The 17,268-nt window shown below is 72.1% G+C and carries 12 protein-coding genes; all 12 read left to right on the top strand.

Annotation, left to right across the window (positions count from 1 at the left end; translation table 11 throughout):
- Nucleotides 1-89: 89 nt before the first annotated feature.
- The 12 genes from rhaI (at nt 90) to ABUW04_RS01235 (ending at nt 17,162) form a co-directional block, all read left to right on the top strand.
- Complete coding sequence (gene rhaI / locus ABUW04_RS01290) at nt 90-1,256, top strand: L-rhamnose isomerase (protein ID WP_380561813.1); 1,167 nt, start codon at nt 90-92, stop codon at nt 1,254-1,256.
- A gap of 132 nt (nt 1,257-1,388) precedes the next feature.
- The gene (locus ABUW04_RS01285) at nt 1,389-3,428 is read left to right on the top strand and encodes a bifunctional aldolase/short-chain dehydrogenase (RefSeq protein ID WP_380561811.1); all 2,040 of its coding nucleotides are present in this window, start codon (nt 1,389-1,391) and stop codon (nt 3,426-3,428) included.
- 55 nt (nt 3,429-3,483) lie between these two features.
- A complete protein-coding gene (locus tag ABUW04_RS01280) occupies nt 3,484-4,971 on the top strand; it encodes a rhamnulokinase (protein ID WP_380561809.1) in 1,488 nt (495 codons plus the stop codon).
- A gap of 55 nt (nt 4,972-5,026) precedes the next feature.
- The gene (locus tag ABUW04_RS01275) at nt 5,027-5,818 is read left to right on the top strand and encodes a (Fe-S)-binding protein (protein ID WP_380561807.1); all 792 of its coding nucleotides are present in this window, start codon (nt 5,027-5,029) and stop codon (nt 5,816-5,818) included.
- On the top strand, nt 5,815-7,236 hold the full coding sequence (locus tag ABUW04_RS01270) for a lactate utilization protein B (protein WP_380561805.1): 1,422 nt from the start codon (nt 5,815-5,817) through the stop codon (nt 7,234-7,236). The genes ABUW04_RS01275 and ABUW04_RS01270 overlap by 4 nt, the downstream gene beginning before the upstream one ends.
- Nucleotides 7,233-7,877, top strand: coding sequence for a LutC/YkgG family protein (locus tag ABUW04_RS01265; RefSeq protein WP_380561803.1), 645 nt, complete (start codon nt 7,233-7,235; stop codon nt 7,875-7,877). The genes ABUW04_RS01270 and ABUW04_RS01265 overlap by 4 nt, the downstream gene beginning before the upstream one ends.
- A gap of 365 nt (nt 7,878-8,242) precedes the next feature.
- On the top strand, nt 8,243-9,763 hold the full coding sequence (locus ABUW04_RS01260; protein WP_030252883.1) for a sugar ABC transporter ATP-binding protein: 1,521 nt from the start codon (nt 8,243-8,245) through the stop codon (nt 9,761-9,763).
- Nucleotides 9,760-10,803, top strand: coding sequence for an ABC transporter permease (locus ABUW04_RS01255; protein ID WP_380561801.1), 1,044 nt, complete (start codon nt 9,760-9,762; stop codon nt 10,801-10,803). Before ABUW04_RS01260 ends, ABUW04_RS01255 begins: the two co-directional genes overlap by 4 nt.
- Nucleotides 10,796-11,854, top strand: coding sequence for an ABC transporter permease (locus tag ABUW04_RS01250; protein ID WP_380561799.1), 1,059 nt, complete (start codon nt 10,796-10,798; stop codon nt 11,852-11,854). Before ABUW04_RS01255 ends, ABUW04_RS01250 begins: the two co-directional genes overlap by 8 nt.
- A 118-nt stretch (nt 11,855-11,972) precedes the next feature.
- Nucleotides 11,973-13,070 carry a rhamnose ABC transporter substrate-binding protein gene (gene rhaS / locus ABUW04_RS01245; RefSeq protein WP_380561797.1) on the top strand — a complete coding sequence of 366 codons (1,098 nt, stop codon included), beginning with the start codon at nt 11,973-11,975 and terminating at the stop codon, nt 13,068-13,070.
- A gap of 137 nt (nt 13,071-13,207) precedes the next feature.
- On the top strand, nt 13,208-14,236 hold the full coding sequence (locus ABUW04_RS01240; RefSeq protein WP_030252876.1) for a LacI family DNA-binding transcriptional regulator: 1,029 nt from the start codon (nt 13,208-13,210) through the stop codon (nt 14,234-14,236).
- A 130-nt stretch (nt 14,237-14,366) separates the two neighbouring features.
- Nucleotides 14,367-17,162 (top strand): alpha-L-rhamnosidase-related protein, encoded by a 2,796-nt coding sequence (locus ABUW04_RS01235; protein ID WP_380561795.1) that lies wholly within the window; start codon nt 14,367-14,369, stop codon nt 17,160-17,162.
- Nucleotides 17,163-17,268: the final 106 nt, after the last annotated feature.

Here is a 17,268-nt window from a genome sequence, read left to right as displayed (position 1 = left end):
CGAGCGGCCGACCTCTCTTGACGGGCCGATCGGGCCGGGCTAGATTGCCCGTGCGTGAAACGATTCATTAGAGGATGACAGGGAACCCCATGACGGATCTGTCCGCAGTCAAGGCGGCGCTGAAGGCCCAGGAGATAGAGACTCCCTCCTGGGGCTACGGCAACTCGGGTACGCGGTTCAAGGTGTTCGCGCAGGAGGGCGTGCCCCGTGACCCGTACGAGAAGATCGAGGACGCCGCCCAGGTGCACGCCGCCACCGGGGTGGCGCCGCGCGTCTCGCTGCACATCCCCTGGGACCGGGTGGACGACTTCGCCGCCCTGGCCGCGTTCGCCCGGGAGCGCGGGCTGCAGGTGGGGGCGGTCAACTCCAACACCTTCCAGGACGACGACTTCCGCCTGGGCAGCGTCGCGCACGCCGACCCCAAGGTGCGCCGCAAGGCGGTGGAGCACCTGCTGGAGTGCGTGGACATCATGGACGCCACCGGTTCCCGCGACCTGAAGCTGTGGTTCGCCGACGGCACCAACTACCCGGGCCAGGACGACATCACCGGCCGTCAGGACCGGCTGGCCGAGGCCCTGGCCGAGGTGTACGCGCGGCTCGGCGACGAGCAGCGGATGATCCTGGAGTACAAGCTGTTCGAGCCCGCGTTCTACCACACCGACGTGCCGGACTGGGGCACCTCCTACGCCCACTGCCTCAAGCTGGGCCCCAAGGCCAAGGTGGTCGTCGACACCGGCCACCACGCACCGGGCACCAACATCGAGTTCATCGTCGCCTTCCTGCTGCGCGAGGACCGGCTCGGCGCCTTCGACTTCAACTCCCGCTTCTACGCCGACGACGACCTGATGGTCGGGTCCGCGGACCCGTTCCAGCTGTTCCGGATCCTGCACGAGGTGGCGAAGAACGACGGCTTCGCCCCCGGGAGGCAGGTCGCCTTCATGCTCGACCAGTGCCACAACATCGAGGGCAAGATCCCGGCGGTGATCCGCTCGGTGATGAACGTTCAGGAGGCCACGGCCAAGGCCCTGCTGGTGGACCTGGACGCGCTGCGGTCCGCCCAGAGCGCCGGCGACGTGCTCGGGGCCAACGCCGTGCTGATGGACGCCTACAACACCGACGTCCGCCCGCTGCTGCGCGAGGTCCGCGAGGAGCAGGGCCTGGACCCGGACCCGCTGGCCGCCTACCGCGCCACCGGCTGGCAGCAGCGCATCGTCGCCGACCGGGTCGGCGGCACCCAGGCCGGCTGGGGGGCCTAGCCCTACCCGGTCCGGGCCCGTCCCCGCCCGCCGCTGACCCTCGCCGTCCGCCCCCGCCCGGACGTACCCCGGGAACCTGTCCGCGTTTTCGGGACAGGTCCGCCCTCCTTTCCCGCACAGAGGACCGCCACCATGTCGAGCCATCCCGAAATCGCCGCGTTGCTGGCCCGCTCCAACCGGCTGGGCGCCGACCCGCGCAACACCAACTACGCCGGGGGCAACACCTCCGCCAAGGGCACCGCCACCGACCCGGCCACCGGCGCCGAGGTCGAACTGCTGTGGGTCAAGGGCTCCGGCGGGGACCTGGGCACGCTCACCGAGCCGGGTCTGGCAGCCCTGCGGCTGGACCGGCTGCGGGCACTGACCGGCGTCTACCCCGGACCGGAGCGCGAGGACGAGATGGTCGCCGCGTTCGACTACTGCCTGCACGGCCGGGGCGGCGCGGCCCCGTCCATCGACACGGCGATGCACGGGCTGGTCGACGCCGCCCACATCGACCACCTGCACCCCGACTCCGGCATCGCCCTGGCCTGCGCGGCGGACGGCGAGAAGCTCACCGCCGAGTGCTTCGGCGACACCGTGGCCTGGGTGCCCTGGCGCCGCCCCGGCTTCCAGCTCGGCCTGGACATCGCCGCGGTCAAGGCCGCCAACCCGCAGGCCGTCGGCTGCGTCCTCGGCGGCCACGGCATCACCGCCTGGGGCGACACCAGCGGGGCGGCCGAGGCCAACTCGCTGCACATCATCCGCACCGCCGAGGCCTTCCTGGCCGAACGCGGACGTCCCGAGCCCTTCGGACCGCTGATCGAGGGTCACCGGCCGCTGTCCGAGGCCGGGCGCCGCGAGCGCGCCGCCGCGCTGGCCCCGCTGATCCGCGGCCTGGCGTCCACCGACCGTCCGCAGGTGGGCCACTTCACCGACAGCGCCCCGGTCCTGGACTTCCTGGCCCGCGCCGAGCATCCGCGGCTGGCCGCGCTGGGCACCTCCTGCCCGGACCACTTCCTGCGCACCAAGGTCCGCCCACTGGTCCTGGACCTGCCCGCGACCGCGCCGCTCGACCAGGTCGTCGAGCGGCTGAGGACGCTGCACACCGAGTACCGCGCCGACTACCAGGCCTACTACGACCGGCACGCCACCGCCGAATCCCCGGCGATCCGCGGCGCCGACCCGGCGATCGTGCTGGTCCCCGGGGTGGGCATGTTCTCCTTCGGCAAGGACAAGCAGACCGCCCGGGTGGCCGGGGAGTTCTACCTCAACGCGATCAACGTGATGCGCGGCGCCGAGGCGGTGTCCAGCTACACCCCGATCGAGGAGTCGGAGAAGTTCCGGATCGAGTACTGGGCCCTGGAGGAGGCCAAGCTGGCCCGGATGCCCGAGCCCAAGGCGCTGGCGACCCGGGTGGCGCTGGTCACCGGCGCGGGCTCCGGCATCGGCAGGGCGATCGCGCACCGGCTGGTCGCCGAGGGGGCCTGCGTGGTGGTCGCCGACCTGAACACCGACAGCGCCCAGGCCGTCGCCGACGAACTCGGTGGCCCCGACCAGGCCGTGGCGGTCACCGTGGACGTCACCGACGAGCAGCAGATCGCTGAGGCGTTCAAGGACGCCGCGCTGGCCTTCGGCGGCGTGGACCTGGTGGTCAACAACGCCGGCATCTCCATCTCCAAGCCGCTGCTGGAGACCACCGCCCGGGACTGGGACCTGCAGCACGACATCATGGCCCGCGGCTCCTTCCTGGTCTCCCGTGAGGCCGCCCGGACCATGGTCGACCAGGGCCTGGGCGGGGACATCGTCTACATCGCGTCCAAGAACGCGGTCTTCGCCGGCCCCAACAACATCGCCTACTCCGCCACCAAGGCCGACCAGGCCCACCAGGTCCGGCTGCTGGCCGCCGAACTGGGCGAGCACGGCATCCGGGTCAACGGGGTCAACCCCGACGGGGTGGTCCGCGGCTCGGGCATCTTCGCCGCCGGCTGGGGCGCCCAGCGCGCCGCCACCTACGGTATCGCCGAGGACAAGCTGGGCGAGTTCTACGCCCAGCGCACCATCCTCAAGCGCGAGGTGCTGCCCGAACACGTCGCCAACGCGGTCTTCGCACTGACCGGCGGCGACCTCACCCACACCACCGGACTGCACATCCCCGTCGACGCCGGCGTCGCCGCCGCCTTCCTGCGCTGACCCCTTCGCCCATCGCTCGGTCCGTTCCGCACTCCCCACCCTCCAGGTTGCCCGTGTGAACCCCACCTCCTCGTCCTCCGCACCCCCGGCCGTGTTCGCGGCTGCCGACCTCGGCGCCACCAGCGGCCGGGTGGTCCTCGCCCGGGTCGGGCCCGGCCGGCTCGACCTGACGGAGGTGCACCGCTTCGCCAACACCCCGGTACGGCTGCCGCAGGGCCTGCACTGGGACATCCTCGCGCTGTACCAGGGGGTGCTGGACGGGCTCCGCGAAGCCGCCAGGTCCGCGCCGATCGCCTCGATCGGGGTGGACAGCTGGGCCGTGGACTACGGACTGCTCGACGGCGAGGGGAGGCTGCTGGGCAATCCGTACCACTACCGGGACGAGCGCACGGACACCGTCGCCGACCGGGTCCGCGAGCAGATCGGCGCGGCCGAGCTCTACCGCGCCAACGGACTGCAGCACCTGCCCTTCAACACCCTCTACCAGCTGGCCGCCGAGGCCGGCACGCCGCAGGCCCTGGCGGCCCGTCAGCTGCTGCTGATCCCGGACCTGCTGACCTACTGGCTCACCGGCCGGACCGGCGCCGAGGCCACCAACGCCTCCACCACCGGCCTGCTCGACACCCGCACCGATGCCTGGTCGCCCGCGCTGGCCGGAGCCGTGGGCCTGGACCCCGCGCTGCTCCCGCAACTGCGCCGTCCCGGCGACGACTGCGGAACCCTGCTGGCCGGACCGGCCGCCGCCACCGGGCTGCCGCAGCGCACCGCGGTCACCGCGGTGGCCTCCCACGACACCGCGTCAGCCGTGGTGGCGGTCCCCGCCGACCGACCCGACTTCGGCTACGTCTCCTGCGGCACCTGGTCCCTGGCCGGGCTGGAACTCGAGGCCCCGGTGCTCAGCGAGGCCTCCCGGACCGCGAACTTCACCAATGAACTCGGCATCGACGGCACCGTCCGCTACCTGCGCAACATCATGGGCCTGTGGCTGCTCAGCGAGTCCCAGCGCAGCTGGCAGGCCCGGGGCGAGCCGCACCGGCTGGAACCGCTGCTGGCCAGGGCCGCCGCCGCGGAACCGTTCGCCGCCGTCATCGACCCGGACACCCCGGAGTTCCTGGCCCCCGGCGACATGCCCGCCCGCATCGCCGACTACTGCGAGCGCACCGGGCAGCGGCCGCCGGCCGACCAGGGCTCCCTGGTGCGCACCATCCTGGAGGGCCTGGCCCTGGCGCACGCCCGGACCCTGCACCAGGCAGCCGCCCTGGCCGGGCGCGAGATCCAGGTGGTCCACCTGGTCGGCGGCGGCAGCCGCAACGACCTGCTGTGCCAGTTCACCGCCGACGCGGCCGGGCTGCCGGTGGTGGCCGGACCCAGCGAGGCCACCGCACTGGGCAACGTCCTGGTCCAGGCCCGTGCCCACGGCCTGGTCCACGACCGCGCCGGGATGCGCCGCCTGGTCGCCGACACCCAGCCGCTGCGCCACTACACCCCGCGCGGCAACCGGTCCGCCTGGACCGCGGCCGCCGCCCGCGTCGGCCTGGTCTGAAGGACCCGACGACAGCACCCCAACGACCGGACGCCCACCGTCCCAAGGAGCCGCGATGCGTGTCGCACTCTTCCCGACCTGCGTCAACGACGCGATCCATCCGCGCACCGGACAGGCCGCGGTGGCACTGCTGGAGCGGCTCGGCGTGCAGGTCGACTTCCCGGCCGCGCAGACCTGCTGCGGCCAGCCCCAGTACAACACCGGCTACCGGCGGGCCACCGAACCGCTGGTGCGGCGGATGGCCGAGGCCTTCGCCGGCTACGACCACGTGGTCACCCCCTCGGGGTCCTGCACGGCCATGGTGCGCGACAACTACCCCAGGATCGGCGCCAGGGCCCGGACCGAGGGCCGCGGCGACGGCCTGGCCCGGGCCGCCGCGTCACTGGCGCCGCGGGTACTGGAACTGACCGAGTTCCTGGTGGACGTCCTCGGGGTGACCGACGTCGGTGCCTACTACCCGCACCGGGTCAGCTACCACCCGTCCTGCCACGGACTGCGGATGCTGGGGCTGGGGGACCGGCCCAGGCGGCTGCTGGAAGCCGTCGAGGGGCTGGAACTGGTCGAGCTGCCGGGCGCCGAGGAGTGCTGCGGCTTCGGCGGCACCTTCGCCGTCAAGAACCCCGACGTCTCCGCCGCCATGGGCGCCGACAAGGTCCGCAACGCGCTGTCCACCGGGGCCGAGGTGCTGTGCGGGGCGGACAACTCCTGCCTGCTGCACATCGGCGGGACCCTGCGCCGGGCCGACGCGCCGATGCGCGCCGTGCACCTGGCCGAGATCCTGGCCTGCACCCGGGCCGACCCGACCGGCGCCGGCTGGGCGGCCCCCAGAGCGAGGAGCAGCGCATGAGCGACACCTATCTGGGGATGCCGTCCTTCCCGCAGGCCGCCAAGGCCTCCACCAGGGACACCCGGCTGCGGGCCAATCTGACCCACGCCACCCGCACCATCCGCGACAAACGGGCCAGGGCGGTGGCCGAGCTCGACGACTGGGCGCAGCTGCGCGAGGCCGGCAAGCGGATCAAGGACCGGACGCTGCGTCACCTCGACGGCTATCTGGTCCAGTTGGAGCAGAACGTCACCGCCGCGGGCGGGACGGTGCACTGGGCCGCCGACGCCGCCGAGGCCAACCGCATCGTCGCCGACCTGGTCAAGGCCACCGGAGAGAGCGAGGTGGTCAAGGTCAAGTCGATGGCCACCCAGGAGATCGAGCTCAACGAGGCGCTGGCCGCCGAGGGCATCACCGCCTACGAGACCGACCTGGCCGAGCTGATCGTCCAGCTCGGCGAGGACCGGCCCTCGCACATCCTGGTCCCGGCGATCCACCGCAACCGCGGCGAGGTCCGCGACATCTTCGCCGCGAAGATGGGGGAGTGGGGCCGCCCGGCCCCCGAGGGGCTCGGCGACAGCCCGGCCGAACTGGCCGAGGCGGCCCGGCTGCACCTGCGGGAGAAGTTCCTGCGCGCCAAGGTGGGCATCTCCGGCGCCAACTTCATGGTCGCCGAGACCGGCACCCTGGTGGTGGTCGAGTCCGAGGGCAACGGACGGATGTGCCTGACCCTGCCCGAGACGCTGATCTCGGTGGTCGGCATCGAGAAGGTCCTGCCCACCTGGCGCGACCTGGAGGTGTTCCTGCAACTGCTGCCGCGCTCCTCCACCGCCGAGCGGATGAACCCCTACACCTCCTTCTGGACCGGCACCAGCGACGGCGACGGCCCCCGGGACTTCCACCTGGTGCTGCTGGACAACGGCCGCACCGACACCCTGGCCGACGAGGTCGGCCGGCAGGCGCTGCGCTGCATCCGCTGCTCGGCCTGCCTGAACGTGTGCCCGGTCTACGAGCGGGCCGGCGGCCACGCCTACGGCAGCGTCTACCCGGGCCCGATCGGGGCCATCCTCACCCCGCAGCTGCGCGGCACCGCCAGCGCCGTCGACGCCTCGCTGCCCTTCGCCTCCACCCTGTGCGGGGCCTGCTACGAGGTCTGCCCGGTCGCCATCGACATCCCCGAAGTCCTGGTCCACCTGCGTGAGCAGGTGGTCGAGCGGGACGGCCCCGGTCATCGGACCGAGCGTGCCGTGGTGCGGGCCGGCAGCTGGCTGCTGGACCACCCCGCGGCGCTGGGGGCGGTCGAGCGCTGGGCGTCCAGGACCCGCGGGCTGCACCCCCGACGGTTGCCCACCGCCCTGGCCAGGGCCTGGACCGACAGCCGCGACCTGCCCGAACTGCCGGAGGCCCCGTTCCGCGACTGGTGGAGGAAGAGCCGATGACCGTACCCGCGAAGGGTTCGTCCCGCGAGCGGATCCTGGCCCGGATCCGGGCCGCCGTCCAGGACGCCGCCGAACCGCCCCCGGTGCTGCGCGACTACCGGGACAGTCACCAACCCGACGACCCCGCCCGGCTGCTGGACCTGCTGGCCGCGAACCTCGCCGACTACCGCGTGGTGGTGCACCGCTGCACCGGGGCCGAACTTCCGGCGGTCATCGGCCGGATCCTGACCGAGCGCGGCTCGCGGACCCTGCTGGTACCGGACGGCGTCCCGGAGGACTGGCTGAGCGGTACCGCCGTCGAGCGGGTGCGCGACCACCCGCCGCTGGCGCCGGATCGACTCGACGCCGTCGACAGCGTGCTGACGGGGTGTGCGCTGGCCGTGGCCGAGACCGGCACCATCGTCCTGGACGCCGGGCCCGGGCAGGGCCGGCGCGCCCTCACCCTGGTCCCGGACCACCATCTGTGCGTCGTCCGTGCCGCCGACCAGGTGGTCGCCTCGGTGCCGCGGGCCCTGCCCCGGCTGGACCCGTCCCGGCCGCAGACCTGGATCTCCGGGCCCTCGGCCACCAGCGACATCGAACTGGACCGGGTGGAGGGCGTGCACGGCCCCCGCACCCTGGAAGTCGTCCTGGTCGGCTGAGGCCGGTCGACACCTTGTCCACGCCACCGCTTCGGCTTTCAACGTTTCAATTCAGCTGCTTGATGAACCGGCGCCGGGATTCCCGGGGCTGCAGTGGAACTCCCGCCCGCGGAGCAAGTGGAGCGGTGCAGGCAGGCGGCGTTATTGAATCGTGTCAATCCTTGAAAGCACCCCCGTGCACAGGCAATCGCGCAGGTCGGAGTCAGTCTTCCGACCCCAGCGGGCCGCCCCGGGCCGCGCACCTGCCGTACCGGGGCTTCCAACATCCCTTGACGCGCCCACAGCCCGAAGCTAACTTCGCGGCAACTCCTTTGAAACATTTCACAGCCCGGGTCGCAGTAGCCCGGAGAGCCAGGAGACCATCCATGACCCACCCCGAACCGGACCCGGTCCCGGTCCTCGCGCTCGAGGGGGTGAGCAAGTCCTTCGGCGCCGTCCGAGCCCTCCGCGGAGTCTCCCTGCAGCTGTTCGCGGGAGAGGCACACGCCCTCGCCGGCGAGAACGGCGCCGGCAAGTCCACCCTGATCAAGGCCCTGGCCGGGGTGCACCGGCCGGACGAGGGCACCGTGCTGCTGGACGGCGAGCCCGTCGTCTTCCACGGTCCGGCCGACGCCCGGGACGCGGGTGTGGCCGTCATCTACCAGGAGCCGACGCTCTTCCCGGACCTGTCGGTGGCCGAGAACATCTTCATGGGTCGTCAGCCGCGGCGCTCCTTCGGCCGGGTGGACCACCGCGCGGTCCACGCCGCCACCGCCGACCTGTTCCGCCGGCTGGGCGTGGACCTGGACCCGGACCAGCCGGCCCGGGGACTGTCGATCGCCGACCAGCAGCTGGTGGAGATCGCCAAGGCGCTCTCCTTCGACGCCCGCGTGCTGATCATGGACGAGCCGACCGCGGCGCTGACCGGCAGCGAGGTGGCCCGGCTGTTCGGCGTGGTGCGCTCGCTGCGCGAGGAGGGCGCCGCCGTACTGTTCATCTCGCACCGGCTGGAGGAGGTCTTCGCGCTGTGCCAGCGGGTCACCACCCTGCGGGACGGCGCCTGGATCGCCACCGAGCCGGTCGCCGGCCTCGGCGAGGACGACCTGATCCGCCGGATGGTCGGACGCGACCTGGACGAGCTCTACCCCAAGCTCCCCGCCGAGGTCGGCGCGGTCGCACTGAGCGTGCGCCGGCTCACCCGGGAGGGGGTCTTCACCGACGTCTCCTTCGAGGTGCGCGGCGGCGAGATCGTCGGCCTGGCCGGCCTGGTCGGCGCCGGCCGCAGTGAGGTCGCCCGCGCCGTGTTCGGCGTGGACCGCTGGGACGGCGGCGAGGTCGAGGTGGCCGGCAAGCCGCTGAAGCCCGGCGCCCCCAGCCTGGCCATGGCCGCCGGACTGGCCCTGGTCCCCGAGGACCGCCGGGCCCAGGGGCTGGTGATGGGGATGTCCATCGAACGCAACATCGGCCTCACCGGACTGCGGGCCACCTCCCGCGCCGGAGTGATGAACCGGGGCAGCGAGCGCAGCCGCGCCGTCGACTGGGCGGTCCGGCTCCAGGTGAAGTACGCCCGGCTGGGCGACCTGGTGGGCACCCTGTCCGGCGGCAACCAGCAGAAGGTGGTGCTGGCCAAGTGGCTGGCGACCTCCCCGACCGTGCTGATCGTGGACGAGCCCACCCGCGGCATCGACGTCGGCACCAAGGCCGAGGTGCACCGGCTGCTCTCGCAGCTGGCCGGACAGGGCGTCGCGGTGCTGATGATCTCCTCCGACCTGCCGGAGATCCTGGGCATGGCGGACCGGGTGCTGGTCATGCACGAGGGGCGGATAGCCGCCGAACTCGACCGGGCCGAGGCCACCGAGCAGTCGGTGCTGGCCGCGGCCACCGGAGTCACCGGGAGGGCGGCATGACCACCACCATGGAACCCGTGCGGGTCGCGGTCCCGGCGAGCCGGGGACTGCTGGACCGGGTGCTGAAGATGCGCGAACTCGCCATCCTCGCGGTGCTGGTGCTGATGCTGGCCGCCACCCAGATCGACAACAGCGCCTTCCTGTCCCAGCAGGGGATCAAGGACCTGCTGCTCAACGCGACCATCCTGGTGCTGGTGGCGGTCGGCGAGGCGATGGTGGTGATCACCCGCAACGTCGACCTGTCGGTCGGCTCGGTGCTGGGCATCACCGCCTTCGCGGCCGGGGACTTCCTCCAGGGCGGCGGCAACCCGCTGCTGGCGGTGGTGCTCGCGGTCGCCCTGGGCGCGGGGTTCGGCCTGCTCAACGGCCTGCTGGTGAGCATCGGTCAGGTCCCGGCCCTGGTGGTCACCCTGGGCACGCTCTACATCATCCGCGGCATCGACTCGATCTGGATCGGCTCCCGGGAGATCACCGCCGGGGTGCTGCCCACCGGCTTCATCGACTTCGGCCACAACGGCCTCTCCGCCCTGCCCTACCTGGCGGTCCTGGCCGCAGCGGTCCTGGTCGCCGTCGCCTACTTCCTGCGCAACTACCGCAGCGGCCGCGAGTTCTACGCCCTGGGCTCCAGCCCGGAGGCGGCCGGACTGGCCGGCGTCCCGGTCCGCAAGCGGATCCTGGCCGCCTACATCGCCTGCGGCGCGCTCGCCGGACTGGCCGGCGCGCTCTACCTGGCCCGCTTCGGCAACGTCGACTCCGGCACCGGCAGCGGCTACGAACTCACCGTGGTCAGCGCGGTGGTGGTCGGCGGCGTGGCCTTCACCGGGGGCTCCGGCAGCGTTTACGGGGTGGCCCTCGGCGCCCTGCTGCTGACCTCCATCAACAGCGTCCTGCCCTCGATCGGCGTCAGCTCGGTCTGGGTCCAGGCCATCGACGGAATCCTGCTGCTCGTCGCCATCGCGGTCGACCGGATCCTGGCCCTGCGGGTCGCCGGCATCCTGCGCAAGAGGGCAGCGGAGACAAGGAGCGCCCGCCATGGCTGACACCACCGCACCGTTCACCGCCCGACTGCGCTCCGCCCGACTCGGCGACATGGTCCGCTGGGACACCGTCGTCGGCGCCCTGCTGCTGGTCCTGCTGGTGTGCTCGTTCTCCTTCGTGGACAACTTCGGCAACGCGCTGAACCTGTCCTTCCTGATCGGCAACACCCTGCCGATCGCCCTGATCGCGCTGCCGATGACACTGCTGGTGGTCAGCGGGGAGATCGACCTCTCGGTCGGCTCGACCGCGGGACTGTCCGGCGCGGTCATGGGCGCGCTGTGGAACGCCGGCTACCCCATCGAGACGATCATCCCGATCTGCCTGCTGCTGGGGGTCGTCTGCGGACTGGTCAACGGCCTGCTGGTGACCCGGCTCGGACTGCCCTCACTGGCCGTCACCATCGGCACCCTGGCCGCCTACCGGGGAATCGCCCAGATCGTGCTGGGGGCCAACTCGGTCACCGACTTCCCGCAGCAGTACCTGGACTTCGGCTCCGGGCGGATCGCCGGCACCTTCATCCCCTACGCCGCGATCCCCTGGGCGGTGCTGCTCCTGCTGGCGGCGGTGGTGCTGCACGCCACCCCGGTCGGACGCTCGCTGTTCGCGGTGGGCGCCTCCGAGGAGGTGGCGCGCTTCAGCGGGGTGCGGGTCAAGCGGTTGAAGCTCTCCATGTTTGTCGCCACCGGCTTCGTCTCCGCGCTGACCGGAGTGTTCTGGGCGCTGCACTACGCCAGCGCCCGCTACGACAACGCCACCGGGCTGGAACTCTCCGTGGTCGCCGCGGTCCTGCTCGGCGGGATCGACTTCGACGGCGGCCGGGGCACCCTGGGCGGCGCGGTGGCCGGGGTGTTCCTGCTGGGGGCGCTGCAGAACGTGATGAGCCTGGTCAACGTCTCGGCCCAGTCCCAGATCGTGGTCACCGGCGTGCTGCTGGTGGTCTCCGTCCTCGGCCCGAGGGTGGCCCGGCAGCTGTCCGTGGCCCGCGCCCGACGGCGCACCCTCACCGCCCCGGTGGTGCCCGCTGCGGCGACCGCACCGGCCGGTGGTACCTGATCCCCGCACCGGTCCTCCATCCCTGATCCGCCCGGCCCCACCCCACCCGATCGGCCCGAACCCGTACCCAGGCTTCAGCCTGCCCATGTGCTGCCGCGGCAGCGAGAGGAACCCCGCCATGACCCAGAGAATCGCCCCCGCCGGCCGTCTCGGCGTCGCCCTGGCCGTCACTGCCACCGTCGCCCTCGGACTCAGCGCCTGCGGTGGCACCACCAAGAGTTCCACCGACAAGGCGGCCTCCTCGGCGCCGGCCGCCGCGGCGGGCTCCTCCGCCAACCCGAACGCGCCCACCAAGACCGGGCTGACCGTCGCCTTCCTGCCCAAGCAGGTCAACAACCCCTACTTCACCATCTCCGACAACGGCGGCAAGGCCGCGCTGACCACCCTGGGCGAGAGCTACAAGGAGGTCGGCACCAACAGCGGCACCGACACCGCGGGGCAGGTCTCCTACGTCAACACCCTGACCCAGCAGAAGGTGTCCGCGATCGCGGTCTCCGCCCAGGACCCCGGTGCCCTGTGCACCGCGCTCAAGCAAGCCATGAGCAACGGCATCAAGGTGGTCACCTACGACTCGGACACCAACCCGGACTGCCGGCAGCTGTTCATCTCCCAGGCCAGTTCCGAGGCGCTGGGCCGCAGCGAGGTCGACCTGCTCGGCAAGCAGCTCAACTACACCGGCGACATCGCGATCCTGTCGGCCGCGCAGACCGCGACCAACCAGAACACCTGGATCGGCTTCATGAAGGACGAACTGAAGAAGCCGCAGTTCGCCAAGATGAAGCTGGTCAAGATCGCGTACGGCAACGACGACGCGCAGACCTCGTTCCAGCAGACCCAGGGCCTGCTGCAGCAGTACCCCAACCTGAAGGGGATCATCTCCCCGACCACGGTCGGCATCAAGGCCGCCGCCCAGTACCTGTCCGGCTCCCAGTACAAGGGCAAGGTCACCCTGACCGGCCTGGGCACCCCCAACGACATGCGCGCCTACGTCAAGAACGGCACGGTCCAGGGCTTCGAGCTGTGGGACCCGGCCAAGCTCGGCAGCCTGGCCGCCTACGCGGCCACCGCCCTGGCCTCCGGCCAGATCACCGGCGCGACCGGGCAGAGCTTCAAGGCCGGCGACCTGGGCAGCTTCACCATCGGCGCCCAGGGCGTGGTGGTGCTCGGCGCGCCGACCGTCTTCACCGCGGCCAACATCGACCAGTTCCACTTCTGACCGGACCCGCCCGCGGCTCGGGCGCCGCCGCTCCACCGGGGCGGCGGGACCCGGGCCACGGGTGCGACCCCATACGATGAGCAGTCACCGGAGGTCGGAATCCCTCCGGTGTCGGCGTGAGGCGGCAGGACGGGCGCGTGGCACAGATGGTCGGTATCAAGGACGTGGCCCGGCAGGCCGGGGTCTCGGTGGGCACGGTGTCCAACGTGATCAACCGGCCGGACATGGTCTCCGAGGAGACCCGGTTCCGGGTCCAGGCCGTGATCGAACGCCTGGGCTACGTGCGCAGCGAGTCGGCCCGGCAGCTGCGGGCCGGCCGCAGTCGGATCATGGCGCTGCTGGTCCTGGACATGGGCAACCCCTTCTTCGTGGACGTGGCGCGCGGCGCCGAGCGGGCCGCCCGCGCGGCCGGGCTCGGCGTGATGGTCTGCAACAGCGGCCAGAGCGCCGCCGAGGAGGCCGAGTACCTCTCGCTCTTCGCCGAGCAGCGGGTGCGCGGCGTGCTGCTGACGCCCGCTGACGCCAGCGGACGCAACCTGGAGTCCTTCCGCCGCCACCACATCCCCTTCGTGCTGGTGGACCGGGTGGCGGCCGGCTCGGCCGAGTGCTCGGTCTCGGTGGACGACGTGGCCGGCGGGACCCTGGCGGTCCGTCATCTGCTGGCCGAGGGACACCGCTCCATCGCCTACGTCAGCGGCCCCGGCCATCTGCAGCAGATCAAGGACCGCCGGCTGGGCGCGCTGGCCGCGCTGGCCGAGGCGGGCCTGCCCCCCGAAGCCCTGCAGGACCTGCCGACCGAGGGGCTGAACGTCGCCGCGGGACGGGACGCCGGTGCCAGGCTGCTCGGGCTCACCAGCCGCCCCACCGCGGTGTTCTGCGCCAACGACCTGCTGGCCCTGGGCATGCTGCAGGCGCTCTACGCGGCGGGCGTCAGCGTGCCGGGGGAGCTGGCCATCGTCGGCTACGACGACATCGAGTTCGCCGCCGCGGCGGCGGTCCCGCTCACCTCGGTCCGGCAGCCGGCCCTCACCATGGGTGCGATGGCCGCCGAACTGCTGCTGGAGGAGACCGACGACGAGGCCGGCAAGCACCGGCACCAGCGGGTGGTGCTGCAGCCCGAGCTGGTGGTGCGCAGCTCCTCGCTGAGCCAGCGGCGACCGTCCTGACCCTCGCGCGCCACGGGTCGAGTCCGATCTATTGACGCCTCACAGGGCGCTCTCATAGATTCCCTTCGTGTCATATGAATGAAACGTTTCACACATTCTTCGTCAGTGCGCCCAGTCTGGAGAAGCACGTATGACGACGCCTCAGCGCGTTCTCCGCCGTCCGAATCGCAGACACCGCATCGCCCTCGCCGTCGCCCTGGCCGGGCTGGCCGCGGCGGCGCTGCCGACGGCCGGGGCCAGTGCCAGTGCCAGTGCCAGTGCCGCGGCCGCACCGGCCGCCCGTCCGTGGGACGCCTACAACCTCGCGCCCGCCACCCGCACCGTCACCCCGGTGCGGGTGACCCGCACCACGGGCACCCTGAGCGGCGCCTCCGCCGTGCTGCGCGGCCGACCGGTGACGCTCACCGGGGCCGGGTCCTCGATCACGCTGGACTTCGGCAAGGAGGTCGGCGGACTGGTGAGCCTGCACTTCACCGGCGCCGGGGCCGGACAGCGGCTGGGCCTCGCCTTCAGCGAGTCCTCGCAGTACATCGGCCCCGACAGCGACGCCAGCAATGGCGGCTCCGGCAGTGACGGCGCGATCTACGCGGATGCCACGCCCGGATCGAACTGGACGGCGCCGCAGGCCTCGTTGCGCGGCGGGTTCCGCTATCTGACGCTCTTCGCCGCCACCGACGGCCCGATCTCCCTGGACCAGGTCTCACTCGCCGTCAGCTTCGCGCCCACGATGGCGAACCTGCGCGACTACGACAACTACTTCTACTCCAGCGACCCGCTGCTCAACCGCATCTGGTACGCCGGTGCCTACACCGTGCAGACCAACACCATCGCCCCCAGCACCGGCCGGGTCTGGGGCCCGCCGGCCCAGGGCTGGAACAACACCGGAACCGTCGGCACCGGAGACACCGTGCTGGTCGACGGCGCCAAGCGGGACCGCACGGTCTGGCCGGGCGACCTGGGCGTGTCCGTGCCCACCGAGTACGCCTCGCTGGGCGACCTCACCCCCACCCGCAACGCGCTGACCACGCTGTACCAGCACCAGGCAGCTTCCGGCGAACTCCCCTTCGCCGGACCGCAGGTGAACTTCTACGGCTCGGACACCTACCACCTGTGGACCCTGATCGGCACGGCCAACTACTACCAGTACTCGCACGACGGGACCTGGCTGGACAGCGAGTGGGCGAACTACCGTCGGGCGCTGGCCTTCTCGCTCGCCAAGGTGCAGCCGGACGGGCTGATGTCGGTCACCGGCACCGCCGACTGGGCCCGCAGCGACCAGGGCGGGGAGAACATCGAGGCCAACGCACTGCTCTACCAGGCCCTGACCACCGGCGCCGCGCTCGCCGGCGCCGAAGGGGACCAGACCGACGCCTCCGCCTGGAAGACCGCCGCCGACACCGTCAAGTCGGCCGTCAACTCACTGCTGTGGGACGACGCCGCGGGGGAGTACCGCGACAATCCGAGCAGCGCCCTGCACCCGCAGGACGGCAACTCGGCCGCGGTCTGGTTCGGACTGGCGCCGGGCGACCGCGCCAAGCGCGTCAGCGCCTCGCTCACCACCGACTGGAACGCCTACGGCGCGACCACCCCGGAGAAGGGGTCGGAGATCGCCACCTTCCCCGGCTCCATGGAGATCCAGGCCCACCTGCAGGCCGGCGACGCCACCCGGGCCCTGGACCTGATCCGCCGCGAGTGGGGCTACATGCTCAACTCCCCGCTCGGCACCGGCAGCACCTTCTGGGAGGGCTATCTGGCGAACGGTCAGTTCGGCTACGGCGGCGCCTACATGAGCGCCTCGCACGGCTGGGCCACCGGACCCACCTCGGCGCTGACCTTCGACGTCCTGGGCATCAGCCCCCGGTCGGTCACCGGCGGCTACGCCCTGAAACCCCAGCCCGGCGACCTCGCCGACGCCCAGGGTTCCCTGAAGACCCCGCTGGGGGACATCAGGCTCGCCTGGCAGCACGACGTCGCCCGGCGCAGCTTCACCGAGCAGATCGACGCGCCGACCGCGGCGGTCGACGAGGTCGACGTGCCCACCTTCGGCGCCCCGACGCAGGTGACCGTGGACGGCAAGCGGGTCTGGAACGGCTGGACGGCACTCGGCTACGGGGCGCACCTGGAAGGCGGCTACGTGGTCCTGAACGGCCTCCCCGCCCGGGCGAGCGTCCGCAGCCAGGCGGTGGCCCCGGTGCCCACCGCGATCAGCGTGGCCGCGACGTCCACGCCGACGGCCCCGCTGCGGGCCGGCCAGGCCCTGACGCTTCCGGTCACCGTCAGCGCCCAGGGCGACAGCGTCCTGCACGGACAGGTCACCGCGAAGCTGCCGACCGGGTGGACCGCCGACCCGGCGAGCTTCACCCTGGACACCCGCGACGGACCCACCGACACGGTGGTCCAACTGACCGTGCACGCACCGGACGACGCCGCCGGCGGACCGCGGTCCATCGACGTCACCGCCGCGGCCGGCCGCACCAGTGCGCAGGTCAGCACCTCGGTCCTGGTGTTCGGCACCTGGCCGCAGGGCACCACCGCCGAGGCGTCCAGCGCGCACGCCCCCAATGTCTTCAACGGACAGCAGCGCAGCTACGACGCGGCCAACGCCATCGACGGCGACCCCGCGACCTTCTGGAACGACGACACCGCCGGGCAGTTCCCGGACACGCTCACCGTCACCGCCCCCTCGCCGGTCACGCTGCACGGGGTCGGCTTCTCCTCCATCGTCGACGGCGTGCCCACCGACTTCGCCGTGCAGACCTGGGACGGCAGCTCCTGGACCACGCAGGCGCAGGTGAACGGCAACACCGAGCTGGACCGGTGGATCCCGTTCGACGCCCCGGTCACCGCTTCCCAGGTCCGACTGGTCGTCACTGCTTCGCAGACGCAGAACGGCAATTACACCCGGGTCGCCGAACTCACCCCGTAGCCCCGGAACGCCGCCGGGGCATCGGAATCCACCGAAATTCCCGCCTCTGTTTTGAATCGTTATACCCCCACCACCACCCCACCCAGTCGTCCGCGACCCGCGGCCG

It is taken from the genome of Streptacidiphilus jeojiensis (genome assembly GCF_042510965.1).
In the GTDB taxonomy this organism is placed as follows: Bacteria; Actinomycetota; Actinomycetes; order Streptomycetales; family Streptomycetaceae; genus Streptacidiphilus; species Streptacidiphilus jeojiensis.
Note: the sequence above shows the minus strand (reverse complement) of the source record. Positions and strands in the feature narration are given on the sequence as shown.